Raw genomic sequence first — 26836 nt, 5'->3', positions numbered from 1 at the left:
CGCGCGGTTTGGGTCAATATGGGTTGAGTTGCAAAGGCATACGCCCGAGAAATACCCGGGCGCATGAATCAATTCGGGCAACGGCGTGGGTTACTTGGCCGTAATGCGACCGTCCAGATAGGGCGTGTAGGGGGCGTTCGCCGCCATGTATTCCGCCGTGACATCCGCAAGGTCGGGGCCGAAATCATAGGCCTCCTGCGCGGTCTTGAACATATCAAACCCGTCGCCGCCATTGCGCACATAATCGTTTGAAACCACGCCATAGAGTTTTTCCAGATCAATCGGCGCACCGCCCACCATCACGTCGCTGATCCGGCTGCCTGCGGGCTGTGACACGTCAAAGGCATAGCTGATCCCCGCCACCTGCAGGAAACGACCCGCGCCCTCTTCATGCTGGCTGACCGCGTTTTCAAGCGCCGCGACGATCGTGGCACCGGTGACCTTGAAGGTGCTCAGCGTGTTCTGAAACGGCAGCACCGTCAGCACTTCACCCTTGGTCACTTCACCGGCGTCGATGCTGGCACGAATACCGCCGCCGTTTTGCAACGCGATCTCAATGCCCTGGTCCTGCACCCGGGCCAGCATGGCATCCGCGATCAGATTGCCCATTTCGCATTCGCGGGCGCGACAGGCATCACGTTCCCCCACAATCGCCCCCGCCGCATCGGCGACAACGGCGTTTCTGATTTCATCCAATGGCAGTGCTGCCTCGACGATACGCGCAACAGTCGCTTCATCCGCTGTCACGGTCGCATCCATGATCAGCGGCTCGCCAACGGCACTAATTACAGCACCTGCGTCATCAAAGGTCACATTCAATTCGCCCAGAAACTTGCCATAGGCATAGGCCTGCACGATCGCCGTATCCCCAACCATCGTTGGGTAAGGGCCAACGGCGTCTTCATTCGTGTTGGACAAAAGGCTGTTGGAATGCCCTCCGACGATCACGTCAACACCGGTTGTTTCAGCGGCCACGCGCTGATCCACGCCATAGCCGGAATGGCTCAGCACGATGATCTTGTTCACACCGTCCGCGGTCAGCAGGTCAACTTGTTCCTGAACGGCGGCCACCGGATCGGAGAAGGTGATGTTATCCCCCGGCGAGGCCAGCTCGTCCGTGTCCTGTGGGGTCAGTCCGATCAGGCCCAGACGCTCACCGCCGCGTTCGATCACCACAGACTTGGGCAGCGTTTCCGCCAGCAGCGGCTCGCGCGTGACATCCGCATTCGACATCAGCACAGGAAAGTCCACAGCATCGATAAAACCGCGCAAAACCTCGGGCCCGTCATCGAATTCGTGGTTGCCCACGGTCATCGCGTCATAGCCCATCTTGTTCATCATCTCGGCCGCAAGCGCGCCCTTGTAATAGGTGTAGAACAGCGTGCCCTGAAACTGGTCGCCCCCATCCACGAGGATCGCGTTGTCACTGCGCGCTTTGGCATCCGCAATGGCCGTCACAAGGCGGGCAGACCCACCAAAGCACTTCCCTTCGGCGTCATCCTCGCCAGAGCAGCCGCTGTCAAATCGACTGATCGGCTCGAACCGCGCGTGGAAATCGTTGGTGTGCAGAATGGTCAGGTTGTATTCCGCCGCCGCCATACCGGTGGTCACGGCAAGTGCAGCGGTCGCACTCAGGAATCGTTTCATCATTTTCCCCCTAGATGGACATTTGCCACATCGTGACCTGCAGGCCGCGACGTGTCAAAGGGTCAATCGGCGCGGGTGTGCGCATGGTCTTGACCGCGCGCCAGTGCCGGGGCATCAGGCGCATATGATCATTTTGAAAATATTCCGCGCCTCTGAATGGGAAGCGCTGCAAAACGCGGGCGAAACCGCTGGCGCGCCCATAGATATCGCGGATGGATATGTGCATTTCTCGACCGCGCAACAGGCAGGGGAAACAGCCGTGAAACACTTCGCGGGTGCGTCGGATTTGTACCTATTGGCGGTGGATGCTGAAAAATTGGGCGCCGACCTGAAATGGGAGGTGTCGCGGGGCGATCAGCGGTTCCCGCATCTATACCGCAAGCTGCGCCTTGGTGATGTCCTCTGGGCGGTGCCGTTGCCCCTCGTGGATGGCGTGCACCAGTTTCCAGCCGGGCTGGACGAGGCCTGCGCATGAAACGGCTCGCCGAAAAGGCAGGCCTTGCGGTTTTGCAGAACATGGACCCGGAAAGGGCGCACGGCCTTGCCCTTGCAGCGCTCAATGCGGGGCTTGCCAGTCAGCCGGGGCCGATCACATCGGACCGTCTGCGCGTGCGCTTGGCAGGCATGGATCTGGCAAATCCGGTCGGGCTGGCGGCGGGCTTTGACAAGAATGCCCAAGCCGTTTGCCCGCTTGGCAAGGCTGGTTTCGGGTTCATTGAGGTGGGCGCGGCCACGCCCCTGCCCCAACCCGGCAACCCAAAGCCACGCCTCTTCCGCCTCAAGCAAGACGCCGCCGCCATCAACCGCTTTGGGTTCAACAACGATGGGATGGACGCCATCGCCGGGCGACTGACAAACGCAGAATGCGCTGTGCCCGTCGGCATCAATCTCGGCGCGAACAAGACCAGCGAGGACCGCGCCGCCGATTTCGCCGTTGTGATGCAGCGCTTCAAAGCGCATGTGTCTTTCGCGACGGTCAATGTATCCTCTCCCAACACCGAGAAACTGCGCGACCTGCAAGGGCCCGCCGCCCTTGCCGCGCTGCTTGAAGGCGTGATGGACGTGCGGGGCGACATTCCGGTGTTTCTGAAAATCGCGCCGGACCTGACCCTGCCCGAGATCCGCGATATTGCCACCGTTGCGCAGAACGCGGGCGTGGATGCGATCATCGCAACCAACACCACGTTGGATCGCGATGGGTTGCATGGGCCCCATAAAACGCAGGCGGGTGGGTTGTCTGGCCAGCCCCTTTTTGAGAAATCAACGCGCGTGCTCGCACAGCTTTCCGCAGCAACAACCTTGCCACTGATCGGTGTCGGCGGTGTTGCAAGTGGCGCGCAGGCCTACGCCAAAATCCGCGCCGGTGCCACTGCGGTGCAGCTATATACTGGGTTGGTTTATGGCGGGCTGTCGCTGGTTGGCGACATCGTCCGCGACCTTGATGATCTGCTTGCACGCGACGGGTTTGCATCCGTGGCAGAGGCCTGTGGCACGGATCGCGACCGCTGGCTCAACGCGGCCTAACCTGCCTTGCTCGCGTGGCGTTCAAGGGCTGGGTACCGTGCGCCCAATGTAAGGCCACGCACCGCAAAAGAGATCAGCAAGGCCACCCAAAGCCCGTGATTGCCCCAGATCGGCAGCAGCACGAGGATAGCAAGCCAATATGACGCAAAACTCAGCGCCATCATGTTGCGCATGTCACGACCCCGCGTCGCCCCAATGAAAATGCCATCAAGCATCCATGCCGCGCAGCCCACAATGGGCGCGGCGATCATATAGGGCAGGAATTCGCGCGCGACACGCTGCACATCGGCATCCTTGGCCATCACGTCAATGATCCAGCCCCCGGCCAGCGCAAAGCCCAAAGCAGCGGTGACACAGACAACCATCCCCCAGAACGAGGTGACGATGACGCTGCGCCGCACATGGCTGCGTTTACCCAGACCATAGGCCCGCGCGATCAGCGTTTCCGCCGTAAAGGCGAAACCATCCATCGCATAGGCCGTGATATACATGAACTGAATGAGCACTTCATTGGCGGCCAGCGTCACGTCTCCGAAACGCGCGCCAATAAAGACGAAGGACGAAAAGATGATCATCAGCATCAGCGAGCGCAGAAAAATATCCGTGTTCAAAAGCGCCATGCGGATCAGCTTGGTGCGGTCGAAAATACGGGGCCAATCGCGCCAATCCGGGCGTTTAAAGGCCGCACGGCAAAACCAAAGACCCAAGGCGCAGCCAGTAATCTCGGCAATGACGGTTGCCGCTGCGACACCCGGAACACCCCAGTCGAGCACCAGCACAAAAACCAGATCCAGAACCACATTGACGCCATTCATCGTGAGTTGAACCCAAAAGACGCCCGCCGTCTTTTCCATCGCGACCAGCCAGCCGGTGAGGGCAAAAACCGCAATCGCGGCAGGCGCTGTCCAGATGCGGATTGCCAGATACTGGCGCGCGAGGCTTTCCACCTCGTCACTGGCAGGCGCCAGCCGCAGCGCGGACCAGAAGATCAGCGGCTGCGAGATAATCAGCAGCACACCGCCCGCAAGGGCCACGACCAATGCGCGTGTCAGCCATGCGGACACTTCGGCCTTGTCGCCTGCCCCTTCGGCCTGCCCCACCAGCCCAACAGTCCCCATGCGCAAAAAACCGAAAATCCAGTAGATCGTGGACAGGATGATCGCACCCAAGGCCACGGCACCAATCGGTGCCGCTTCGCCCATTTGCCCAACGACACCGACGTCAACAGCGCCCAAAATCGGAACCGTTGCATTTGATAACACAATGGGCAGGGCAATTTTCAGAACTCGTCTGTGGCTGATTTCATCGCGTGCAGAGGATACAGGATCAGGCGTCACGACGGTCCGGCATCAGAAAATGACCTGTGGCTTGCGCGAAAAGACGGTCGCGGTTGTCTTGCCAAGCCTCAACATGCACAGAGGCATAACGCCGACCTGACCGAACGATCCGCGCCCGTGCATAAGCGTCGCGCGGCAGTCCCGACCTTAAATAATCCGTGGATATATCGATGGTTTTTGGCAAGCGGGGCATGCCACCACTGGCCAATCCCTTGGCGTCTATTGCACCTGATTCCACGTCTTCCCACAGGTAGGTCCAACTCAGCGTGATGATGGCGCTCACTTCGAGAAAAGCGGCAGTGACCCCACCGTGGATTGCAGGCAGTAGCGGATTTCCGATCAGTTTTTGGTCAAAGGGTAAGATGCCCGTTAATTCATCTCCGCGCCGCTCGAACTCAATGCCGAGAAATTGGATATAGGGCACGCCATCTACCAGAGCACGCAGCGTCGCATCCCGTCTTTGCTTGATGACCTGAACCGGTTCGGGGGCACGCCGTGGGGCTCTCATCGTCTGTTCTCCACCATAAACGCGCCGGTGGCAGCGGCCACGGGGTTTTCTGTATCTTCGTCTGTGGCGGTCGCCCTGACAAAGGCCACAGTCCTTGTCATGTGATAGCATACCGCCTGCGCTGTGATTTTCTGACCCGGCGTCGCGGCACGCATGTAGTCGATCCGCAAATCAATCGTTGCGGTGCCGCCCCCGTTATCGGGATGGCACATCACTGCCGCCCCGCAGCACGTATCCATAAGCGCAGAAACCGCGCCTCCATGGATCACGCCGGTTTCAGGATCGCCGACCAGTTTCGGATCATATGGCATTTCAATCGCTGCCATCCCGTCGCCCATGTCCGTCAGCCGCATGCCCAGAGCTTTACTATGCGGAATCGCCTCCACGAATTGCCTTGCGATTGCATCTTTCTCCGCCATCTCCGGCTCCGCCTCGTTGGTCCTGTGTGTCTGGGCTCCTTTATCACAGCAGTGTGTCACCAAGAGCAAGGGGGAGTGTTGCGCTCGCGTCTTTTGCGCCCTAGCCTGAACCCAAGGGAGAGAGCCGCAATGACATCGGACCGCTTGACGTTCAAAGAGATGTGCGCCGAATTCGACGTCACACCGCGCACGCTGCGCTATTATGAGTATATTGAACTGCTGCAGCCAGATCGTGAAGGACGCTCACGTTTTTACGGACCGCGCGAACGCGCACGGATGAAGCTGATCCTGCGCGGTCGGAAATTCGGCTTTCAGCTCGAAGATATCCGGCAGTGGCTTTTGATCTATGAGAATGAGGGCACCGACGCGCAGATGCGCAAATGGATCGCGCTTGCCGACGGTCAGTTGGCGCAGTTGGCAGAAGAGCGCGCCCAGCTCGATGACGCCATCGCGGAATTAAAGCGGCTGCGCGATACCACGGCAGCCGCTTTAAAACGCTAAGGGCATTCGCCATTGCGCTCCAAAGCCTGCGCCAGCCTTTCCAGATTAGCAGCAGCCATGATCAACTGGGACACCACCGACGTCGGATGATCCCCCGCCGAATCGTACGCCGTTGATTCGACCAGCTTGGCAGCTTGGCGCAGCCTTATCGAACTCTCACGCGGGGCATCAGGAATATTGGCTCCCGTTACTGTATCCGCAGCGCAGAATACAATTTGGGCTATTTTTTTCTCGGTTTTCATAATTAATCCACTCACCGTATACTAGAAACGCCTCTCTATACCGGTGGCAATGGCGCGTCTGTCACGCGACTACGTTACACTACGGCACCCCGCCTGTGTCGAACCAGCCCGGACCCCAAACCGCGAATGGCCGCTGTCGTTCTGTCGTTCACATCCAGTTTTTCAAAAATACGTCGGGTGATCGTGTCCACCGTGTGCCGCGATATACCGAGGATTTCGGCGATAACAGAATTGCTCTTACCGCGTGCAATCCACTGCAGTATTTCGACTTCACGTGGCGACAAGGTATCAGCCGTGCGCTGGCGGTATTCAGTCAATTCGCAATATCGAATATGCGCGATCTGTGCAGCACATTGCAGTTCAAATATTTCGTCCGATGTCAGGTTTGGATCATGCTCGCCAAAGCCCAGTCCGACATAGGCATTGCGCATATTGGGGCCATAGACCTGCATTGCCACCCCGTCACCAAGCCCGGAGTCGGCAAGAGTTTGCATATACCGTTCGCCTTCTTGGGAAAGCCGCATCAACTTAGGCGCTTCTGACCAGCGAAACGGTCGAGACAAAATCGACGCCAGTTGTGGAATAGGATCAACCCGAAAAAGCTCCGACTCCAGGTATTCGCAAACCCATCCCTCAGGAAAGCCATCCGAAACAATACCCAGAGGTTTGGACCCCGGCAGTTGCGCATCATCACTATGATAGCTGACCATTTTTATTTTTCGCGCATAGAAGAAATCCAACGCATTGCGCCAAAGATCGGTCACACTTTTAGTGTCGCGACAGCAGGATACAAAATCATTCAACGTCCGAAATTCAGCCATTGACGCTTTTTCCTTCACAAACCAGAGGTCGTTGAATTGCAGTTTCCAATAACGCATTTCAACACATAATAGAAAAAACTGCAAAGAAATGCCGCTTAACGGGAAATCAAAGCGCTCCTAAAGTGACGCAACGTCTCGGTTACGTAAACCTGTGCTCCTATTGTAGCACCAGCACACGTTCTTAGGTTTGGATCATTCTGACGAAAAATGATGGTAAAGATGACACAAGAAAATATGACAATCCGCCAAATGTGCGACGTCTTTGATGTCACACCCCGCACCCTGCGGTTTTATGAAGCCAAAGAGCTTTTATTCCCGATCCGAGAGGGACAAAAACGCCTGTTCACGCGACGTGATCGGGCGCGTCTCAAACTTATCCTGCGCGGAAAGCGGTTTGGATTCAGCCTTGAAGAGATCCGCCAGTTGCTCGATCTCTATGACATGGGCGACCAGCAGCAGACGCAGTTGAGCCGCGCAATCGAAGTGGCGCGCGACCGCCTCGACGATCTGATCCTGCGCCGGGACGAGTTGAATGACGCGATCGCTGATCTGACCGAGCAATTGAAATGGGGCGAAGACATGGTTGAATCCATGCTCGAGCATAAAGACGCCGCCCAGTAAACGACCCGATACCCGCAGTTTTCAGGGAGAGAAAAAATGCCAAGCTACACCGCGCCAACCAAAGATATGCAGTTCGTACTGCACAATGTGCTGAATGTCGTCAGACAACCTATTCCGGGGTATGAAGACCTCGAGGCGGATTTTACCTCTGCCATTCTGGAGGAGGCGGGCAAGCTCGCGACCGGCGTGCTCGCGCCGCTGAACACGGTAGGCGACACGGAAGGCTGCACCCTGGAAAACGGTGTGGTGCGCACGCCCACCGGCTTCAAGGCTGCGTTTGATCAGGTCCGCGAAGGCGGCTGGCCGGGCCTTGATATGCCCGAGGAATACGGCGGGCAGAATATGCCCTGTGTCATCGGCACCGCCGTGGGAGAGATGTTTTCCTCCTCCAACATGGCGTTCACGATGTATCAGGGGCTGACGCATGGTGCAGCCTCGGCCATTCTGGCGCATGGGTCGCAGGCACAAAAAGAGACCTATCTGCCGAACATGGTATCCTGTGAATGGACCGGGACGATGAATCTGACCGAACCGCATTGCGGTACGGATCTGGGCCTGATGCGCACCAAGGCGGAACCACAAGCCGACGGTAGCTACACCCTGACCGGGCAAAAGATCTTCATCTCGGCGGGCGAACACGACATGTCCAGCAACATCATTCACCTTGTGCTGGCCAAAATACCCGGCGGCCCCGAGGGCATCAAAGGTGTGTCGCTGTTCATCGTGCCCAAATTCATCGTTAAAGATGACGGCTCCCTCGGAGAGCGCAACGCTGTTGCCGTGGGTAAGATCGAAGAAAAGATGGGCATCCACGGCAACTCCACCTGCGTGATGAACTACGATGGCGCGACGGGCTACCTGTTGGGCGAAGAGCACAAGGGCATGCGCGCCATGTTCACCATGATGAACGAAGCGCGTCTGGGCGTGGGCATGCAAGGCATGAGTCAGGCCGCAGCCGCGTATCAAAACGCGCTGGAATACGCCAAGGACCGGCTGCAGGGGCGCGATGTGACCGGTGAAAAGAACCCGGACGGTCCCGCCGACCCGCTGATCGTACATCCTGACATCCGTCGCTCCCTCATGGATCAAAAGAGCTTTGTCGAAGGGGCGCGCGCTTTCATGCTCTGGGGGGCCACAATGATCGACGCGGCACATCGATCACATGACAAGGATGCAGACGGTCTCGTTTCGCTGCTGACGCCGGTGATCAAGGGGTTCCTGACCGATCAGGGCTATGACATGACCATCAAGGCGCAGCAGGTCTATGGCGGGCACGGCTACATCGAGGAATGGGGCATGTCCCAGTTCACCCGTGATGCGCGGATCGCCATGATCTATGAAGGGGCCAACGGCGTTCAGGCACTCGATCTCGTCGGGCGCAAGCTCGCGCAGGACGGTGGCAAGCATGTGATGGCGTTCTTTGATCTGGTTAAAACCTATATCAAGGACAACGCAGGACAAGACGCGGAGTATGACCGCGCGTTTCTGGAGCCGCTGAAAGCTGCCTCAAAAGATTTGCAGGCAGCGGGCATGTATTTCATGCAGAACGGGATGAAAAACCCCAACAATGCGCTCTCGGGATCGTATGATTTCATGCATATGTTTGGCCACGTTTGTCTCGCACTGATGTGGGCAAAAATGGGCAAAGCCGCGCAGGATGCGCTGGCCGCAGGCGCATCGGACACCGCGTTTTATGAAACGAAACTGGCGACCGGTCGCTATTATATGGCGCGCCAATTGCCAGCCACAGCCCTGCATCTAAGTCGCATCCAATCCGGGGCAGATACAGTCATGGCGCTGGATGCGGCGAATTTCTGAAGCGTACAGCCGGGGGGGCAAAAGGACCCTCCGGCGGCGCTGGCGCACTGGGATTTGATCCGGCCAAGGCGCACCTTTGCAATACGTCGTTTTGACGTCACCATAACACAAGAGGGTATCTTGAGATGAACCAACACACCTCCACATGGATGACCGACGAGCATCAGATGATTGCGGATATGACCGCACAGTTCATCACCAACGAATGGTCGCCAAAATTCGAGAAGTGGCGCAAGCAGGGCCAGATGGACCGCGAAACATGGGCGCAGGCGGGCGAATTGGGTCTGCTGTGCCCCTCCATTCCTGAGGAATACGGCGGCGCTGGGGGTAATTTTGGCCATGAGGCCGCAATCCTGATCGAAGCGGCACGCGCAAATCTCGCCAGTTGGGGGCATGGCATCCACTCAGGCATCGTGGCGCATTACGTGCTGGCCTACGGCACCGAGGATCAGAAAAACCGCTGGCTGCCGCAGATGGTCTCGGGCGAGATGGTGGGCGCGCTTGCCATGACCGAACCCTCCACCGGGTCGGACGTGCAAAGCATCAAAACTAAGGCGATCAAGGACGGCAACGCCTACAAGTTGTCGGGCCAGAAAACCTTTATCACCAACGGCCAGCACGCCAACCTGATCATCGTTGCTGCAAAAACCGACCCTGCCGAAGGGTCCAAAGGCGTGTCACTCGTCGTCGTTGAAACAGACGGTGCTGACGGGTTCAAACGCGGTCGTAACCTTGAAAAGGTCGGACTGCATGCCTCTGACACATCAGAGCTGTTTTTCGATGAGGTAGAAATCCCGCCCGAGAACATTCTTGGCGGTGCCGAAGGGCAGGGATTTTATCAGATGATGCAGCAGTTGCCGCAGGAACGGCTGATCATTGCCTGCGGGGCGGTGGGCGCCATCGAGGGCGCTGTCGAGCGCACCATCACGTATTGCAAGGAACGTGAAGCGTTCGGCGGGCCGCTCACGCAGTTTCAGAACACAAGGTTCAAACTGGCCGAATGCAAGACCAAGGCTGCTGTCGCGCGCGCCTTTCTGGACGACTGCATGGCTGAGCATCTGCGCGGGGAGTTGAGCGTCGAAAAGGCCGCGATGGCCAAATACTGGATCACGGACACGCAAGGCGAGGTTCTGGACGAATGTGTGCAACTGCATGGCGGATATGGTTTCATGCAGGAATATGCAATCGCCGAAATGTGGGCGGATGCCCGCGTCCAACGCATCTACGGCGGTACAAACGAAATCATGAAAGAGTTGATTGCGCGCTCCTTATGAGCAGCATGAAGCTTAAAGCGCCTTGGGAGGGGCGATGAGATATGACAATCAAACTCTATTGTTTTGGGGAAAGCGGAAACGCCTATAAGGCCGCCCTCGCATTGCAACTGTCCGGTCTGGACTGGGAAGCCGTGAAGGTCGATTTCTTTGGCGGCGAGACACGAACGCCAGAGTTTCGCGCCTCCATCAATGAAATGGGCGAGGCTCCGGTGCTGGTGGACGGCGACATCAAGCTCACGCAATCCGGCGTCATACAGGACTACGTGAGCGAGAAATCCGGAAAGTTCGGCGGCGCAGATGCCTCCGAGCGGCGCGAAGTCATGCGCTGGGTGCTCTGGGACAATCACAAGCTCAGCTCTGGGGCTGGCATGACGCGTTTCCTGATGAATTTCCTGCCCGAAGACAAACGCCCCGCTGAGGTGATCGCCTTTCATCAAGGGCGGCTCAAGGCGGCCTATACGGTGCTGAACGATCATCTTGAGGGGCGCGACTGGATCGTGGGGGGCGGCATTACAAATGCCGATCTGTCCTGCTGCGGATATCTCTATTATCCTGAACCCTTTGGATTTGACCGCGCCGAGTGGCCCCATATCGACGCGTGGCTGACCCGGCTGTCACAGGTGCCGGGGTGGAAAGCCCCCTATGACCTGATGCCCGGCTCCCCCGCTGATCGCACATAACACAATCGGGGCCAACGGCTGGCCTCAAAGGAGACGACGATGACCGAAGCCTATATCTATGACGCGCTACGCACCCCGCGTGGCAAGGGCCGCAAAGACGGCAGCCTGCATGAGGTGACATCCCTGCGCCTGTCCGCACAGACGCTCAACGCGCTGAAGGAACGTAACAACCTTGAGGGTCACGCCGTAGAAGATGTGATCTGGGGAAATGTGACACAGGTGATGGAACAGGGCGGCTGCCTTGCGCGCTCTGCGGTGTTGGCCTCCGATCTGGATGAGCGCATCCCAGGGCTGGCCATCAACCGGTTTTGCGCCTCCGGCATGGAGGCGGTCAACCTCGCCGCCAATCAGGTGCGCGGCGGTGCCGGTCAGGCCTATATCGCGGGCGGTGTCGAAATGATGGGCCGTGTGGCCATGGGCAGTGACGGGGCGGCCATCGCGGTTGATCCGACGCTCGCGATGGAGAAATACTTCGTCCCCCAAGGCATCAGCGCGGATATCATCGCGACCGAATATGGCTTCGGCCGCGATGATGCGGACACGTTGGCGGTCGAATCCCAGCGTCGTGCAAAACAGGCATGGGATGAGGGGCGTTTTGACAAATCCGTCATCGAGGTGCGCGACCAGAACGGGCTGAAGATTCTGGATCACGACGAATACATGCGCCCGCAAACCGACATGCAAAGCCTTGGCGCGCTGAACCCCGCCTTTCAGGCGATGGGAGAGGTCATGCCCGGCTTCGACAAGGTCGCGCTGATGAAATATCCGCATCTTGAGCGGATCAACCACATCCATCACGCGGGCAACTCATCGGGTATCGTCGATGGGGCTGCGGCCGTTCTGATCGGCAACAAGGAGTTCGGCGAAGAGCACGGGCTGAAGCCGCGCGCCCGCATCCGCGCCACGGCGAAAATCGGGACCGACCCCACGATCATGCTGACCGGTCCTGTGCCGGTGACCGAAAAAATCCTTGCCGACAGTGGCATGAACATCAAGGACATTGATCTTTTTGAGGTGAACGAGGCCTTTGCTGCCGTCGTGCTGCGCTTCATGCAGGCGTTTGATGTCGATGATGCGAAAGTAAACGTCAACGGCGGCTCGATCGCAATGGGCCATCCGCTGGGGGCAACCGGGGCCATCATCATCGGCACGCTGCTGGATGAGTTGGAGCGCGCCGACAAAGAGGTCGGCCTTGCCACGCTCTGCATCGCCTCCGGCATGGGTGCCGCGACCATTATTGAGCGGATGTAAGCATGATCCTGCCCAATGAAAGCGTACCGGCGCAGACCGGCAAATCGAGCTACCCTGATCCTTTTAACCTCGGTGAGGGGCATTTTATCTATCGCGCGTTCGGAGATGTCGGCGGGCTGACCCAATTCGGTGTCTCATTACAAACCCTGCAGCCTGGTCGCCAGTCGTCCCAGATGCACTGGCACACGGAGGAAGACGAGTTCATGCTGATGATCCATGGCACCCTCACTGTCGTTGAGAATGGCGTCGAAACCGTGGTCGGGGCCGGCGACGCCTGCTGCTGGAAAGCGGGCGATACCACCGCGCATACGCTCAGGAACAACAGCGATGCGCCGGCAACTTATCTGGTTGTGGGCACACGCGCTGCGGATGATGTGTGCCATTACCCCGGGCTTGATATGCTGGCGACGCCGCAAGGCTTCACGCACCTCAACGGCACTCCATACCCCAAAAAAGGAGACGACACATGACTGATTTTACAATGGACACGGATGCCGCAGGCATTGCGACCATCACATGGGACGTCAAAGATAAATCCATGAACGTCATGACGCTTGAGGCATGGGATGTGCTCGACGCTTTGATAGACCAGGCGCTGACGGATGACGCAATCAAGGGCGTGGTCATCACCTCGGGCAAAGACAGCTTTGCCGGTGGGATGGACCTCAACGTGATTGCACGCATGAAAGAGATGGCAGGCGATGACCCGGCAAAAGGTTTGTTTGACGGGATCATGAACGCCCATCGCATCATGCGAAAAATCGAACGCGCTGGCATAGACCCCAAGACCCTGAAAGGTGGCAAGCCCATTGCCACTGTGCTGCCCGGTACAGCCCTTGGCATCGGGCTTGAAATCCCGCTGTGCACGCATCGCATCTTTGCCGCACCCAACCCCAAGGCCAAGATCGGCCTGCCCGAGATCATGGTCGGTATCTTTCCCGGCGCCGGTGGCACGACCCGCCTGACGCGCAAGATGGGGGCGATGGCCGCATCGCCGTTCCTGCTGGAAGGGAAACTGGTTGACCCTGCGCGCGCCAAAGCCGCCGGGTTGATCGACGAAGTGGCGGATGATCCGATGGCCGCTGCCCGCGACTGGGTGTTGAATGCCAAGGACGCGGACCTCGTCAAACCATGGGATGCCAAGGGATACAAGATGCCCGGCGGCGCGCCCTATCATCCGGCGGGTTTCATGACTTTTGTCGGGGCCTCTGCGATGGTGAACGGCAAGACGCAAGGGGTGTATCCGGCGGCCAAGGCGTTGTTGTCAGCCGTCTATGAAGGCGCGCTTGTGCCGTTCGACACCGCCCTCAAAGTAGAAGCCCGTTGGTTCACGAATGTGCTCATGAACCCATCGTCATCCGCGATGATCCGTTCGCTTTTCGTCAACAAGGAAGCGCTTGAGAAAGGGGCGGTGCGTCCGGATGATGTTGCAGATCAACGGGTTAAAAAGCTCGGCGTGCTGGGCGCGGGCATGATGGGGGCTGGTATCTCGCTGGTCTCTGCGCAGGCCGGGATTGAGGTCGTGCTGATTGACCAGACGCAAGAGGCCGCAGATCGTGGCAAGGCCTATACCGCCAGCTTTGCCGACAAAGGCATTGCGCGCAAAAAGACAACGCCTGAAAAGAAAGAACAACTGCTCAACCTGATCACGGCGACCACTGACCTTGACCACCTCAAGGACTGTGATCTGATCATCGAAGCCGTGTTCGAAGATCCGAAAGTCAAAGCCGAAATGACCCGGAAGGTCGAGGCCGTGATCCCGCAGGACTGTATTTTCGCCTCCAACACCTCGACCCTGCCGATCACCGAACTGGCCAAAGCCTCATCGCGCCCGGATCAGTTCATTGGCATCCACTTCTTCTCGCCCGTCGAGAAAATGCTGCTGGTGGAGATCATCAAGGGCAAGGGTACGGGCGACCGGGCCGTGGCCAAGGCGTTGGATTACGTGCGCCAGATTCGCAAAACGCCCATCGTTGTGAATGACGCGCGGTTCTTTTATGCCAACCGCTGCATCATTCCCTACATCAACGAAGGCATCCGCATGGTCGCCGAGGGGGTTGAACCTGCGCTGATCGAAAACGCGGCCAAACTGGTCGGCATGCCGCTTGGTCCGCTGCAACTGGTTGATGAAACCTCGATTGATCTGGGCGCTAAAATCGCGCGTGCTACCAAGGCTGCCATGGGCGATGCCTATCCCGATGCGGCGGTGGACGAGGTGATCTTCTGGATGGAGGGCGAAAACCGTCTGGGCCGCAAGACCAGTGCCGGGTTTTACGCCTACGACGAAAAGGGGAAACGTCAGGGTCTATGGGACGGTCTTGCCGCGCAATATCCTGTATCTGATACGCAGCCCGACCTGATTGACGTGCAGCATCGCCTGTTGTTTTCGCAAACGCTCGAAGCGGTGCGCGCGCTCGAAGAGGGCGTGTTGATGGACATCCGCGAAGGGGACGTGGGCGCGATCCTCGGCTGGGGCTTTGCGCCTTGGTCCGGCGGCCCGGTCAGCTGGCTCGACATGCTGGGCGCGGCCTATGCCGCTGAGCGGTGCGATCAATTGACACAAAGCTTCGGAGATCGTTTCACCTGCCCCGATCTTTTGCGCGACATGGCCGCGAAAAACCAAAGCTTCTATGGCCGGTTCGCTCAGAAACCCAAAGCTGCCTGATATAAGGCAGCCGACCAAAGGGGGCATTTTGCCCCCTTTTTTTTGTGCGGGGCGTGCCGTCCATTTCTTACGGTGGCACTTGTGGAGGGTGTGAACAGTACTGTCGCTACATTCGAAGGTGCCCCGCACAACCAACACGGATGTCTGCATTGACCGAATGTGATTAACGGCGCCTTCTGATAGTGACCAACATCGCAAAAGAGGACAAGCAGATGATAAATCGCGCGATAATCGCTCTGGCTTTCATCGGATGGACCGCAGGTGGCGTTCATGCACAAGCCCCATCAATCAGTATTGTAGACAGCGCAACCCCATCCGAAGAACTGCCCGTCAAACCCGGCGTCTACATCGGTCAAAAGATCACTTTTGAAGATACGCATTCGGGCAACCTCGTTGCGCGCGTCGGCGTCTGGGAAGCCGGGATCAGCAAAACCTACCTCGAGGATTATCCTTTCACCGAATACGTCCTGATGATCAGCGGTCACGTCGTCATCACAAACGACGACGGCACGGAAAATTCGTTCAAGGCTGGAGATACGTTTGTCATACCAAAGGGTTTCAGCGGGATTTGGGATGTGCGCGAACACATGAAAAAGCAGATGGTACAGGTTGGCGACCCCACCGCGCGACCAACATCACGCCCCGTTTCCGACTAAACAGGCAGGATCAGGGCGTCGTCAAAACGAATGCGTCTCTCTGCGCAGCCAGAGAAAAGTAATCTAATTCAGCTGATGGCGTTAAATGTCTTACAATTCCCTTTTCAAAAATTGCAAATGCGATATCTTCACCGCTGCACAGCAAGGCTGATGCACATTAATGGCTGGGGAGGCGCGATATGGGATGGATGGCAAACGAGACGGGGTTGGACAAATGTGCCGCAAACCATGTGCCACTTACACCTTTGTCTCATCTGAAACGTGCCTCGGTGGTATTTGCTGAGCACACGGCGGTTGTCTACGGTGATGTTCGACGCAGCTACGGCGAACATGCCGCACGCGCGACGCAGCTGGCCTCGGCACTGGCGGCCAAGGGTGTCGCCCCCGGCGAAGTCGTGGCAACGCTCCTGCCCAATGTGCCGGCACAGGTCGAAGCGCATTTTGGCGTACCCGCTTGCGGGGCAGTGCTCAATACCATCAACACGCGGCTGGACGTGGATACCGTCACCTACATCTTTGAACATGGTGAAGCGAAAATGGTGCTGGTGGATTCCCAGTTTCTGGACCTCGCCGAAGCCGCCTGCGCCAATCTTGCGTCCCCTCCGACCCTCATCGAGGTTCCCGATGCAGTGGCGGGTATTGAGGCGTCAGGTCGGCACCAAACCTACGAAGACTTGGTAACAGGCGGCACGACGGACTTCGAGTGGATCATGCCACAGGATGAATGGGAAAGCCTCGCGCTGAACTATACCTCCGGCACGACAGGCAGGCCAAAAGGCGTGGTCTATCACCATCGCGGGGCCTATCTGATGACCATGGGCACGGTGATTAGCTGGCGCATGACTCTGCACCCGACGTTTATGCAAATCGTTCCGCTGTTTCACTGCAACGGGTGGAACCACGCGTGGATGATGCCCCTCATTGGCGGCACGCTGGTCTGTTGTCGCGATATCACCGCACCGGCGATCTTCGACGCCATTGCGGACGAAAAGGTGACGCATTTCGGTGGCGCGCCCATCGTGCTGAATATGCTGGTGAATGCCCCGATGGAGGAGCGCCGCGCGATTGACCACCCTGTTGAAATCTTCACCGCAGGCGCGCCCCCTGCCCCGGCAACCTTGTCCAAAATCGAAGCCTTGGGTTTCAATGTGACGCAGGTTTACGGACTGACGGAAACCTATGGTCATGTCACCGAGTGCCTGTGGCGCAGCGAATGGGACGGGCACGAAGCGGATGCCAAAGCGGCGATCAAGTCCCGTCAGGGCGTCCCCTTTCCGATGATGGAAGACATCGTGGTGATGGATGCCGATATGACACCAGTCCCGACCGATGCCAGCACGCAGGGCGAGATCATGATCCGCGGCAATTCGGTTATGAAAGGGTATTACAAAAACCCGCAAGCCACATCAGAGGCATTTGCAGGCGGGTATTTTCATTCCGGTGACATCGCCGTGCAGCATGGCGACAGCTATATCCAGATCGCGGATCGCGCCAAGGATATCATCATTTCCGGCGGTGAGAATATCTCTTCCGTCGAAGTGGAGGGCGTTTTGATGGCCCATGACGACGTGATGCTGGCAGCTGTGGTTGCCAAACCTGATGACAAATGGGGCGAAGTGCCCTGTGCCTTTGTGGAGCTTAAATCCGGAGCCACGGTGGATGAAGCCGGGTTGATCGCTTTTTCGCGCCAAACGCTTGCGGGTTTCAAAGCGCCTAAGAAGGTGGTGTTTCAGGAATTACCCAAGACGTCGACGGGCAAGATTCAGAAATTCGAACTGCGCAAACTGGCCGAAAAAACCTAAGCCCCGCCATGCATCGTCCAGCGTCTGCGCGTCCTCAGCCATTGCCCGCCTGCGCGCGGCAGTGCTAGACTGCGTAAAGGCAAACCCGAGCAGAAAAACACAGCCATGACGGCCCTGAAAAAATACGCGCGACTGGAAGCGACCGCTTTGTGGCGCGCATCGCCTGATGATCAGCGGCGCGAGGTCGTGCTGTCCGTTGGCGATGCAACGCTGGTCATCTCAGATCTGCGCGATCAGGCGATCACGCATTGGTCACTGGCGGCGGTGCAGCGGGCAAACCCGGGTGTCAGACCGGCTATTTTTCATCCCGAAGGCGACACCGGTGAAACCATCGAGCTTGCCGCAGATGAAGCCCAGATGATTGACGCCATCGAAAAGCTGCGCCGTGCGGTAGAACGCAATCGCCCGCGTCCGGGACGATTGCGCTGGCTGGGCATGGCGGTGTCTTTTGCTCTTGTCATTGCGGCTGCGGTTTTCTGGCTGCCCGGCGCTTTGATCACGCATACGGTCTCTGTCGTGCCCGACGTCAAACGCGCCGAGATCGGTGCCGCACTGCTGACACGGATCGAACGCATGACCGGTCCCGCCTGTGCGGAACCTGCCGGGCTGCGCACAGCGCAAGTGCTGCGCGCCAAATTGGGCAGCGGCCCGCTGAGCATCATGCCGAGCGCTGTGACCGGCAGTTTGCACCTGCCCGGCGGGCGCATCCTGATCGACCGTGCCTTGGTCGAGGATTACGAAGAACCTGATGTCGCCGCGGGCTTTGTTCTTGCTGAAAAGACCCTGATGGCCGGATCGGACCCACTGCGCGCCTTGCTCGAAACGATGGGCACCGCCGTGAGCTTCCAGCTTTTAACGACGGGCAGCCTTGATGGGGATACTTTAGACAGCTACGCCGAATATCTCCTCACACAACCGCGCAGCTTTCCGCCCGACGCGCCCCTGTTGCAGGCCTTTTCCGAGCGAAACCTGCGCAGCACACCCTATGCCTATGCCCGGGATATCACGGGGGAAAGCGTGCTGAGCTTGATCGAGGCTGACCCGATGGCAGGCCGCACCGCCCCTCCACTGCTGAGCGATGCGGATTGGTTGAGATTGCAGAATATCTGTGGCGGGTAAGTAAACGCCCTATTTCGTGCCAAACATCCGGTCACCGGCATCGCCCAGACCGGGCACGATATACCCGACGTCATTTAGCTGCGCATCCACTGCCGCTGTCACAATCGGGACATCCGGGTGCGCCTCCTGCATGCGCTTGATGCCTTCGGGGGCGGCCAACAGGCACAAAAACCGGATGTTTGTTGCCCCGGCCTGTTTCAAAAGGTCAATCGCCGCCACCGAGGAATTGCCTGTCGCCAGCATCGGATCAACCGCAATCACGAGACGGTCCTCCAGCGCTTCGGGCACCTTAAAGTAGTATTGAACGGGCTGCAGTGTTTCCTCGTCGCGATAAAGCCCGACAAACCCCACACGGGCCGAAGGGATCAGTTCCAACACGCCGTCCAACAGGCCATTGCCAGCCCGCAGGATCGAAATCAACGCAAGCTTTTTGCCCGCAAGCGTTGGCGCTTGCATCTCCTGCATCGGCGTCTCAATCGTCTTTGTGGTCATGGGCAGACCCCGCGTCACCTCATAGGCCAGCAACTGACTGATTTCGCGTAACAACTGGCGAAAGACGGCGGTCGGCGTTTTCTTATCCCGCATGATGGTCAGCTTATGCTGCACCAAAGGGTGGTCAACGATTGTCACATGATCAGACATAGATTCTTTCTTTGGCGTTTTGCATTATTAATTCGCGTCAGCATTTGTATAAAGCATTTAGGGCACCGGCACATCAAGGTGCTGCGCGACCAAAGCGGCCACATCCCTAAACCCGATATGGCCTAGCTGCCCTACGCCTTTACCAGCGATCAGCACCGGCACACGTTCGCGGGTATGATCCGTGCCGCGCCATGTAGGATCATTGCCGTGATCGGCTGTGATAAGCAACATATCACCCGCCTGCAGCCGGGCCAGCATACGCCCCAGACAGACATCAAACCATTCCAGCGCGCAAGCATAGCCCGACACATCCCGGCGGTGCCCGTAAAGGCTGTCGAATTCAACGAAATTGGCAAATGTCAGGCTGCCTTCTTCGGCTGTGTCGAGAAGGGATTGCAGGTGGACCATCAACTCCGCGTCACTGCCTTTAAAGACCTGATCAATGCCTTGCATCGAAAAGATATCGCCGATCTTGCCCACCGCATAGACACGACGACCCGCATCCTGCACCCAGTTGGTCAGCACAGGGCCCGGCGGCGCAATCGCAAAGTCGCGGCGGTTTCCTGTGCGTTTAAAGCCCGCACTTTCCGTCCCCCTAAAGGGTCGCGCGATCACACGCCCCACTTTCATGCGGTGCAGGAACGGCGCGAGATCCGCACACAGATCCATCAGGCGTTGCAGTCCAAAACTGTCTTCATGCGCCGCGATCTGAAAAACCGAGTCCGCAGAGGTATAGCAAATGGGCTTGCCCGTGCGCATGTGTTCTTCGCCGAACTCGGCCACAATCTCGGTGCCGGAGGCGTGGCAGTTGCCCAAGATACCATCCACTTTGGCAAGATCACACACCCGCTGGATCAGCTCCGGAGGAAAAGATTTCGTGGTTTGCGTGAAATGGTGCCACGTCCAGGGGACAGGCAGGCCCGCCAGTTCCCAATGCCCTGATGGCGTATCCTTGCCGGTGGATGTTTCGGTTGCCGCCCCCCAAACCCCTTTGGGTTCTCGCCCCAGCCCCGGAGCAACAGCACCGCTGGCCAGTTGAACCGCCCGGCCCAAGCCCAGCCCGTCCAGATGCGGTACTTTCAACGGCCCCTCACGTTCAACTGACGCTAATCCCCGCGCGCATTGCTGCGCGATATGGCCGACGGTATTCGCGCCGGTATCAGGTATATCACCGTTGAAATACGCCGCCACATCGGGTGCACCCCCGATACCGACGGAATCCATGACGACCAGAAAGGCGCGCGCCATCATCCAACCCTTTCATGTATCAGGTCAGGCACAGCGATTGTGTCACTCTCCGAGAGGGAGATCGCAGCGCGCACTGCAGCAACCGCGCGATCCGCATCGTCGGGTCGGCTGGCATGCACAACCGCCAAAGGCTGACCCTTGCGAACCTTGGCCCCAAGCCGCACCACCTGTGTCAGACCGACGCGGGGGTCGATCTTGTCCGTCTCAACGCGCCGACCACCGCCAAGGCTGACAACGGCCAGCCCCAGGGCTTCGCCGTCAATCGCAGCGATATGGCCCGATTGCAGGGCGGAAACCTCGCGGATCACGGTCGCTTCGGGTAGGAAACGTTGCCAGTTCTCCACGAAATGCACCGGCCCTCCCATGGCGGCAACCATCCGCCCGAACTGGGTCGCGGCGCGCCCCTCTTTGATCGCGGCACGGATGGCATCGGCCCCGGCCTGTACGTCATTGGCGGACCCCGCATTGGCCAACAGCACCCCGCCCAGCGCGACCGATAGTTCAACCAGCGGCCCATCAGCAGCACCTGTCAGAACGCGCATGACTTCGGCCACCTCAAGCGCATTGCCAAGGCTCGGCGCGAGCGGTTGGCTCATGTCGCTGATCAGCGCAGTGGTTTTGCACTCCGCAGCATTCGCCGTTGTGACCAATGCGTGCGCCAGTGCCTGTGCCGCCTTTTTATCCTTCATGAATGCGCCACTGCCGATCTTGACATCAAGCACCAGCCCCTCAAGGCCTGCGGCGAGTTTCTTGGACAGGATGGATGCGGTGATCAGATCAAGACTATCAACCGTCGAGGTCACATCCCGCACCGCATAAAGCCTGCGATCCGCCGGGGCGATATCAGCGTTGGCCCCCACGATCGCGCAGCCTGCTTCTGAAACGACGGCGCGAAACCGGTCCTCGTCCAGTTGCGTGACAAGACCCGGTATCGCCTCCAGCTTATCTAGTGTTCCGCCGGTATGGCCAAGGCCGCGACCCGAAATCATCGGCACATAGGCCCCGCAGGCCGCCAGAGCGGGCGCAAGCACCAAGGAGATGCAATCGCCCACGCCACCCGTTGAGTGTTTGTCGAGTATCGGCCCCGGCAGATCCCACCGCAACACCTTGCCACTGTCACGCATCGCCAGCGTCAGCGCGACCCGCTCAGGATCACGCAAACCACGCGCACAAACGCCCATGGCAAAGGCACCGGCCTGCGCATCACTCATCCCGTGATCCGCAAGCGCTTGCGCAACCCATTTCATATCTGTCGTGGTGAGGGCCGAACCATGACGCAGGCGCGCAAGGACAGAACGTGCGTCTGCCATGCTACACGCTCATATGATCGGTGTTGAACACCCCGGGCAAGAGCGCACCCACGGTCGTTTTCTGTTCAATACCGGTTGTCGTGGCCATGGTCACAGGCACATCGGCCCCGGCAAATTCCGCAAGTTTTTGCCGACAGCCACCACAGGGGCTGACCGGCATGGGCGATCCGGCGATCACATAAGCCTCTATGATCACTTTTTCCCCCGCTGCCACCATGGCCGCGATTGCACCCGCTTCGGCGCAGGTGCCTTCCGGGTAGGCCACGTTTTCCACGTTGCAGCCCACGTAAACCGCGCCGGATGCGCCGCGCACAGCCGCCCCGACCTTGAAATTGGAATAGGGAACATGGGCATTTTCCCGCACGGCTGTTGCTGCATCTTTCAGGGACATTCGCGCCTCATCAATTCATACCACTCAATCATAGCGTGTCTGCCCGCGCCTCATATTGCAAGAGGCGGCGGGGATATTTCAGCGCGCCACGACTTTCGTGTCAAACACACCGGGCAATGAGACTTCCAAAAGCTCCAGATCAGACGACGGATCGCTCAGGCGATATGCCATCCGCGGCGGAATCACAAAGGCATCCCCCGCCGTCAGGAAAGACGCATCGCGCCCTTCCCCTTCCAATGTCACCTGCCCCTCCATCACAAAGGTGAAGAGAATGTCGCTGTTATGCTCTGTCCAGACCGTGCTGCCCTCACCGGGACGCACGACATGCACACCAGCCACATCATTCGTGTGTTCGGCAATAGTGGTGTCCCGGCTTTGAAACCCCGGAATCCGAAAGGGCGCCCATGTTGCCTGCTCTGCGCGGTGGTGCACAAAGCGCTGCCCGTCAAACACACGGTCCGGGTTGGCCGGGCCGTTGGGCAGCGTCATGTCATGATCTATCGTCGTGACATGTTCCGCCGGTACGCCAATTTCGATCACCTCGATATTATCGGAAGCATAAAGCACCCTATGGCGGATTTGCGGCGGCTGGATCACGCAGTTGCCCGCATGCAGACGGAAGGGTTCGCCCTGATCCTCGTAGACCAGATCAACCCACCCCCGATAACAAAAGATCAGCTGAAACCCGACCGTGTGATAATGCACCATATCCGGCACCGGACCGCCGTCCGGGATGCGGATATGACTGGCGATGATTGACCCACCGAGGCGGTCCGGGATCAGATCACGATACTGCATGCCAGCACGACCGATGATCCACGGGGCCTGATCGGCAAGCCTGCGCACCACGAAACGATGTACCGTTTCCGGCAGGATCAGAGGTTCGTTCAGCGCAGCAATCTCGACCCTTGTGCCGTTAGGGGCTGTGAGCACGGTCTGTCCATCGGCGAAACCACCCGGATCATCCGTCAGGATGCGCAACGTCCCCGCAGGTTCGGATGCGCCCTTTTCGATCCGGACGCGCAATCCGTGGCCGGAAAACACCGCCACTGAGGGATCATCAGCTGGATAGATCATATCCATCCGCATCTTCAGCACCTTAGTGAAAAATGGGATGTCTTGACGCAGCTCTTGCGTCGGCAGGCGCACCTCTGCCTGTATGTCACTCACGTTTTGCGACCTCTCCACCGGGCCGCAATAGCCAGAATGGCGCAGACGGGGATGAAGGTCTCGCCAATCTCTTCCACCAACGAGGCTGTCGCATCCAAATCTGCCGAAATCACAATCCCGAAATCCAGCAGCTTGCGCCCCAGACCATCAACGGTTTTCGTGCCGACAACCAAAACGCCGGCCAGTATTGCAAACCAAGGCCAAAGCGCGCCGTCGCGCAAAGCACGCAAGACCGCTGGACCGCCGCGCCACGCCGTGCGCAGAATGACATAGATTGAAAACAGCGCGACCGCACCCGCGATCAGCTTTGTGCCAAGCGCAGTATCACCACTGTAAAGGCGCAGAGACAGAATACCTGCATCGGTGAAAGCTTTGTCAAAGTCCAATTCCCTGCAGGCAAAAAGCGCCATCAACGCGGGCACGTGAAACAGACGCAGCCATTCAGACATCGGCGTCTTGATAAAGAAAACCACGACGGCAAGGATGTAAAGCACAGCCGAGGCCGTCTCCAGACCGCCGCCCTCGCGCTTGAACGACTGGCCCTGAGCAAAGAACAAAAGATCGACGATCACGAAGACCGCAATCAGGCCAAAACTGAGCACAGCTGCGCTGGCCAGTCCCGGCCACTTTTCTGATGTCGCTGTCGGGCTTTGCTGATCTATCATCCGGTACCGCATCGCTTTTGGGGTCGATTTTGCTGCGATGATCATTAAGCTGGCTACAGGTCAGTTGTAAACATCTGCTGTACTCCTGCCCTTGGGTCCAGTAATGAACCGTCGGCAGTCATTTTGCAGATAGTTTAGCATTAAACTACCACGCCCACGGGAGGGGACTTCATATGTCAGACACACCAAACCTGCGCCAGGCAGCACTGGATTACCACGAATACCCCAAACCCGGAAAACTGGAAATACGCGCAACCAAGCCGCTGGCCAATGGTCGTGATCTAGCGCGTGCCTATTCTCCCGGTGTGGCAGAAGCCTGCATTGAAATAAAAAATGATCCCGCCGCAGCCGCCCGCTATACCTCCCGAGCCAACCTCGTGGCTGTTGTTACCAATGGCACCGCCGTGCTGGGCCTGGGTAATATTGGCGCATTGGCCTCCAAACCGGTGATGGAAGGAAAAGCGGTTCTGTTCAAGAAATTTGCCAGCATCGATTGTTTTGACATTGAGGTAGACCAGTCCGACCCTGAAAAGCTGGCGGACATCGTATGCGCGCTGGAACCGACATTCGGCGCGATCAACCTCGAAGACATCAAGGCGCCGGATTGTTTTACCGTTGAACGGATTTGCCGCGAGCGCATGAACATCCCCGTATTTCACGACGATCAGCACGGCACAGCGATCGTTGTCGGGGCGGCTGCAAAGAATGCTCTTTTTGTGGCGGGAAAGCGCTTTGAAGACATCAAGATCGTCTCAACCGGTGGCGGTGCTGCGGGGATCGCTTGCCTGAACATGTTGCTAAAACTTGGCGTCAAACGCGAGAACATCTGGCTCTGCGATATTCATGGTCTCGTTTATGAGGGCCGCGACGTGGACATGAACCCGATCAAATCGGAATTCGCACAGCGTACCGATTTGCGCACGCTTGATGATGTTATTCACGATGCTGACCTCTTTCTGGGGCTTTCGGGGCCGGGTGTGCTGAAACCGGAGATGGTCCAGCGCATGGCGAAAAAGCCCATCATCTTCGCGCTCGCAAACCCGACGCCGGAAATCCTGCCGGATGCGGTGCGTGCCGTGGCCCCTGATGCAATCATCGCAACGGGTCGGTCCGATTTCCCCAATCAGGTCAACAATGTCTTGTGCTTTCCCTTTATCTTCCGGGGTGCCTTGGATGTCGGGGCGACCACCATCAATGATGAAATGCAGCTGGCATGCATCGACGGGATTGCAGAACTTGCCCGTGCAAGCACCTCAGCTGAGGCGGCGGCGGCCTATAAGGGCGAAGAGATGACATTCGGGGGAGAATATCTGATCCCGAAACCCTTTGATCCACGTCTTGTCGCGGTCGTGTCTTCGGCAGTTGCCAAAGCGGCGATGGACACCGGCGTTGCCGCGCGTCCGATTGACGATCTTGGCGCATATCGGGAGAAACTGAACGGGTCGGTGTTCAAATCAGCCTTGCTGATGCGTCCTGTGTTTCAGGCGGCGCGGCAGTCCCCGCGCCGCATCGTTTTTGCAGAAGGCGAAGACGAAAGGGTCCTGCGCGCCAGTCAGGCCATGCTGGAGGAAACCAACGAGCGTCCCATCCTGATTGGCCGCCCCGAGGTCATCGAAATGCGCATAGAAAAGGCGGGGCTGAACATCAAACTTGGCAGTGACGTCGATTTGGTGAACCCCGAGAATGATCCGCGCTACCGCGACTATTGGGAAAGCTATCACGAGTTGCGCGCGCGCAGCGGTGTAACGCCAGATCTTGCGCGGGCGATTATGCGCACAAATACCACGGCAATCGGGGCCGTGATGGTGCACCGCGAAGAGGCCGACAGCCTGATCTGTGGCACCTTTGGGGAGTTCAGCTGGCACCTCAATTACATCACGCAAATTCTGGGCGGTAAAAACCTTCATCCGGTCGGGGCGCTTTCAATGATGATCCTCGAAGATGGGCCTCTGTTCATCGCGGATACGCAGGTGCATCTGCATCCCACACCAGAGGAAATCGCAGAGATCGCAATCGGGGCCGCGCGTCATGTGCGCCGTTTCGGGGTTGAGCCCAAGATCGCGTTCTGCTCGCAGTCGCAATTCGGCAACAAAGGCGACGGAACGGGCGGGCGTCTGCGCGGCGCAATCGAGCTGCTAGATCGTGGTAATCATGATTTCTGTTATGAGGGCGAGATGAACATTGACACAGCCCTTGATGCAGAGCTGCGCGCGCGCATCCTACCCGGCAATCGCATGGAAGGGGCCGCGAACGTTTTGGTCTTTGCGCATGCGGACGCGGCCTCCGGGGTGCGCAACATCCTGAAAATGAAAGGCGGCGGGCTTGAGGTTGGGCCCATCTTGATGGGTATGGGCAACAGGGCGCATATCGTGTCGCCTTCGATTACGGCACGCGGGTTGCTGAATGTCTCCGCAATCGCAGGAACGCCGGTCGCTCAATATGGATGACCCGTGATCAATTTCCCGTAACCACAAACAATTCAGCCTTTCCAAGTGTAACGTATGTCCCAAGTGTTACCCAGCGAC

General features: G+C 58.3%; 26 protein-coding genes. 14 read left to right on the top strand and 12 right to left on the bottom strand.

What is annotated here, in order from left to right; translation table 11 throughout:
• Positions 1 to 90: 90 nt before the first annotated feature.
• Positions 91 to 1647, bottom strand: a complete 1557-nt coding sequence (locus RLO149_RS02360; protein ID WP_013960448.1) for a bifunctional metallophosphatase/5'-nucleotidase — start codon at positions 1645 to 1647, stop codon at positions 91 to 93.
• Between the two features lie 124 nt (positions 1648 to 1771).
• Between RLO149_RS02360 and RLO149_RS02355 the strand changes: the two genes are divergently transcribed.
• Positions 1772 to 2122, top strand: a complete 351-nt coding sequence (locus tag RLO149_RS02355; protein WP_044025176.1) for a DUF952 domain-containing protein — start codon at positions 1772 to 1774, stop codon at positions 2120 to 2122.
• Positions 2119 to 3171: a quinone-dependent dihydroorotate dehydrogenase gene (locus RLO149_RS02350; protein ID WP_013960446.1), complete on the top strand. Its 1053-nt coding sequence runs from the start codon at positions 2119 to 2121 to the stop codon at positions 3169 to 3171. The genes RLO149_RS02355 and RLO149_RS02350 overlap by 4 nt, the downstream gene beginning before the upstream one ends.
• Here RLO149_RS02350 and RLO149_RS02345 read toward each other — a convergent pair.
• The 3 genes from RLO149_RS02345 to RLO149_RS02335 are packed head-to-tail and all read right to left on the bottom strand — an operon-like array spanning position 3168 to position 5435.
• The gene (locus tag RLO149_RS02345; protein WP_013960445.1) at positions 3168 to 4508 is read right to left on the bottom strand and encodes an MATE family efflux transporter; all 1341 of its coding nucleotides are present in this window, start codon (positions 4506 to 4508) and stop codon (positions 3168 to 3170) included. The two genes, RLO149_RS02350 and RLO149_RS02345, sit on opposite strands and share 4 nt — an antisense overlap.
• Positions 4498 to 5016, bottom strand: coding sequence for a PaaI family thioesterase (locus tag RLO149_RS02340; protein ID WP_013960444.1), 519 nt, complete (start codon positions 5014 to 5016; stop codon positions 4498 to 4500). The genes RLO149_RS02345 and RLO149_RS02340 overlap by 11 nt, the downstream gene beginning before the upstream one ends.
• Complete coding sequence (locus tag RLO149_RS02335) at positions 5013 to 5435, bottom strand: PaaI family thioesterase (protein ID WP_013960443.1); 423 nt, start codon at positions 5433 to 5435, stop codon at positions 5013 to 5015. Before RLO149_RS02335 ends, RLO149_RS02340 begins: the two co-directional genes overlap by 4 nt.
• A 129-nt stretch (positions 5436 to 5564) precedes the next feature.
• Here RLO149_RS02335 and RLO149_RS02330 point away from each other — a divergent pair, with 129 nt between their 5' ends.
• On the top strand, positions 5565 to 5936 hold the full coding sequence (locus RLO149_RS02330; RefSeq protein ID WP_013960442.1) for a MerR family transcriptional regulator: 372 nt from the start codon (positions 5565 to 5567) through the stop codon (positions 5934 to 5936).
• Here RLO149_RS02330 and RLO149_RS02325 read toward each other — a convergent pair.
• Both RLO149_RS02325 and RLO149_RS02320 read right to left on the bottom strand, forming a co-directional pair.
• On the bottom strand, positions 5933 to 6178 hold the full coding sequence (locus RLO149_RS02325; RefSeq protein WP_013960441.1) for a hypothetical protein: 246 nt from the start codon (positions 6176 to 6178) through the stop codon (positions 5933 to 5935). The two genes, RLO149_RS02330 and RLO149_RS02325, sit on opposite strands and share 4 nt — an antisense overlap.
• A gap of 74 nt (positions 6179 to 6252) precedes the next feature.
• Positions 6253 to 6999, bottom strand: coding sequence for a LuxR family transcriptional regulator (locus RLO149_RS02320; protein ID WP_013960440.1), 747 nt, complete (start codon positions 6997 to 6999; stop codon positions 6253 to 6255).
• 219 nt (positions 7000 to 7218) lie between these two features.
• Between RLO149_RS02320 and RLO149_RS02315 the strand changes: the two genes are divergently transcribed.
• The 10 genes from RLO149_RS02315 (at position 7219) to RLO149_RS02270 (ending at position 18885) form a co-directional block, all read left to right on the top strand.
• Entirely contained in the window at positions 7219 to 7620 is a 402-nt protein-coding gene (locus tag RLO149_RS02315) for a MerR family transcriptional regulator (RefSeq protein WP_174270212.1), read from the top strand.
• A 36-nt stretch (positions 7621 to 7656) separates the two neighbouring features.
• Complete coding sequence (locus RLO149_RS02310) at positions 7657 to 9438, top strand: acyl-CoA dehydrogenase C-terminal domain-containing protein (protein WP_013960438.1); 1782 nt, start codon at positions 7657 to 7659, stop codon at positions 9436 to 9438.
• Positions 9439 to 9563: 125 nt separating this feature from the next.
• The gene (locus RLO149_RS02305) at positions 9564 to 10712 is read left to right on the top strand and encodes an acyl-CoA dehydrogenase family protein (RefSeq protein WP_013960437.1); all 1149 of its coding nucleotides are present in this window, start codon (positions 9564 to 9566) and stop codon (positions 10710 to 10712) included.
• Between the two features lie 41 nt (positions 10713 to 10753).
• Positions 10754 to 11392 (top strand): glutathione S-transferase family protein, encoded by a 639-nt coding sequence (locus RLO149_RS02300; protein WP_013960436.1) that lies wholly within the window; start codon positions 10754 to 10756, stop codon positions 11390 to 11392.
• Between the two features lie 39 nt (positions 11393 to 11431).
• Positions 11432 to 12643 carry an acetyl-CoA C-acetyltransferase gene (locus RLO149_RS02295; protein ID WP_013960435.1) on the top strand — a complete coding sequence of 404 codons (1212 nt, stop codon included), beginning with the start codon at positions 11432 to 11434 and terminating at the stop codon, positions 12641 to 12643.
• A 2-nt stretch (positions 12644 to 12645) separates the two neighbouring features.
• Positions 12646 to 13113 carry a cupin domain-containing protein gene (locus tag RLO149_RS02290; protein ID WP_013960434.1) on the top strand — a complete coding sequence of 156 codons (468 nt, stop codon included), beginning with the start codon at positions 12646 to 12648 and terminating at the stop codon, positions 13111 to 13113.
• Positions 13110 to 15308 (top strand): 3-hydroxyacyl-CoA dehydrogenase NAD-binding domain-containing protein, encoded by a 2199-nt coding sequence (locus tag RLO149_RS02285; RefSeq protein ID WP_013960433.1) that lies wholly within the window; start codon positions 13110 to 13112, stop codon positions 15306 to 15308. Before RLO149_RS02290 ends, RLO149_RS02285 begins: the two co-directional genes overlap by 4 nt.
• Positions 15309 to 15520: 212 nt before the next feature.
• On the top strand, positions 15521 to 15964 hold the full coding sequence (locus tag RLO149_RS22820) for a cupin domain-containing protein (RefSeq protein WP_013960432.1): 444 nt from the start codon (positions 15521 to 15523) through the stop codon (positions 15962 to 15964).
• Positions 15965 to 16143: 179 nt separating this feature from the next.
• Positions 16144 to 17766, top strand: coding sequence for an AMP-binding protein (locus RLO149_RS02275; protein WP_013960431.1), 1623 nt, complete (start codon positions 16144 to 16146; stop codon positions 17764 to 17766).
• Positions 17767 to 17871: 105 nt separating this feature from the next.
• Positions 17872 to 18885, top strand: a complete 1014-nt coding sequence (locus RLO149_RS02270) for a hypothetical protein (protein ID WP_013960430.1) — start codon at positions 17872 to 17874, stop codon at positions 18883 to 18885.
• Between the two features lie 9 nt (positions 18886 to 18894).
• Here the strand turns inward: RLO149_RS02270 and upp are convergent, their stop codons facing one another.
• From upp to RLO149_RS02240, 6 genes are all read right to left on the bottom strand, one after another.
• Positions 18895 to 19527, bottom strand: a complete 633-nt coding sequence (gene upp / locus RLO149_RS02265; RefSeq protein ID WP_013960429.1) for a uracil phosphoribosyltransferase — start codon at positions 19525 to 19527, stop codon at positions 18895 to 18897.
• A 57-nt stretch (positions 19528 to 19584) separates the two neighbouring features.
• Entirely contained in the window at positions 19585 to 20775 is a 1191-nt protein-coding gene (locus RLO149_RS02260; protein WP_013960428.1) for a phosphopentomutase, read from the bottom strand.
• Entirely contained in the window at positions 20775 to 22085 is a 1311-nt protein-coding gene (locus tag RLO149_RS02255) for a thymidine phosphorylase (RefSeq protein ID WP_013960427.1), read from the bottom strand. The genes RLO149_RS02260 and RLO149_RS02255 overlap by 1 nt, the downstream gene beginning before the upstream one ends.
• A 1-nt stretch (position 22086) precedes the next feature.
• The gene (locus RLO149_RS02250) at positions 22087 to 22476 is read right to left on the bottom strand and encodes a cytidine deaminase (RefSeq protein ID WP_013960426.1); all 390 of its coding nucleotides are present in this window, start codon (positions 22474 to 22476) and stop codon (positions 22087 to 22089) included.
• A gap of 78 nt (positions 22477 to 22554) precedes the next feature.
• Positions 22555 to 23646, bottom strand: coding sequence for a cupin domain-containing protein (locus tag RLO149_RS02245; RefSeq protein ID WP_013960425.1), 1092 nt, complete (start codon positions 23644 to 23646; stop codon positions 22555 to 22557).
• A complete protein-coding gene (locus RLO149_RS02240; protein WP_013960424.1) occupies positions 23643 to 24356 on the bottom strand; it encodes a hypothetical protein in 714 nt (237 codons plus the stop codon). The genes RLO149_RS02245 and RLO149_RS02240 overlap by 4 nt, the downstream gene beginning before the upstream one ends.
• 128 nt (positions 24357 to 24484) lie before the next feature.
• Between RLO149_RS02240 and RLO149_RS02235 the strand changes: the two genes are divergently transcribed.
• Positions 24485 to 26758, top strand: a complete 2274-nt coding sequence (locus RLO149_RS02235) for an NADP-dependent malic enzyme (protein WP_013960423.1) — start codon at positions 24485 to 24487, stop codon at positions 26756 to 26758.
• Positions 26759 to 26836: the final 78 nt, after the last annotated feature.

The sequence above is a fragment of the Roseobacter litoralis Och 149 genome, assembly GCF_000154785.2.
Taxonomy (GTDB): domain Bacteria; phylum Pseudomonadota; class Alphaproteobacteria; order Rhodobacterales; family Rhodobacteraceae; genus Roseobacter; species Roseobacter litoralis.
This window is presented reverse-complemented; position numbering and strand designations above follow the sequence as displayed.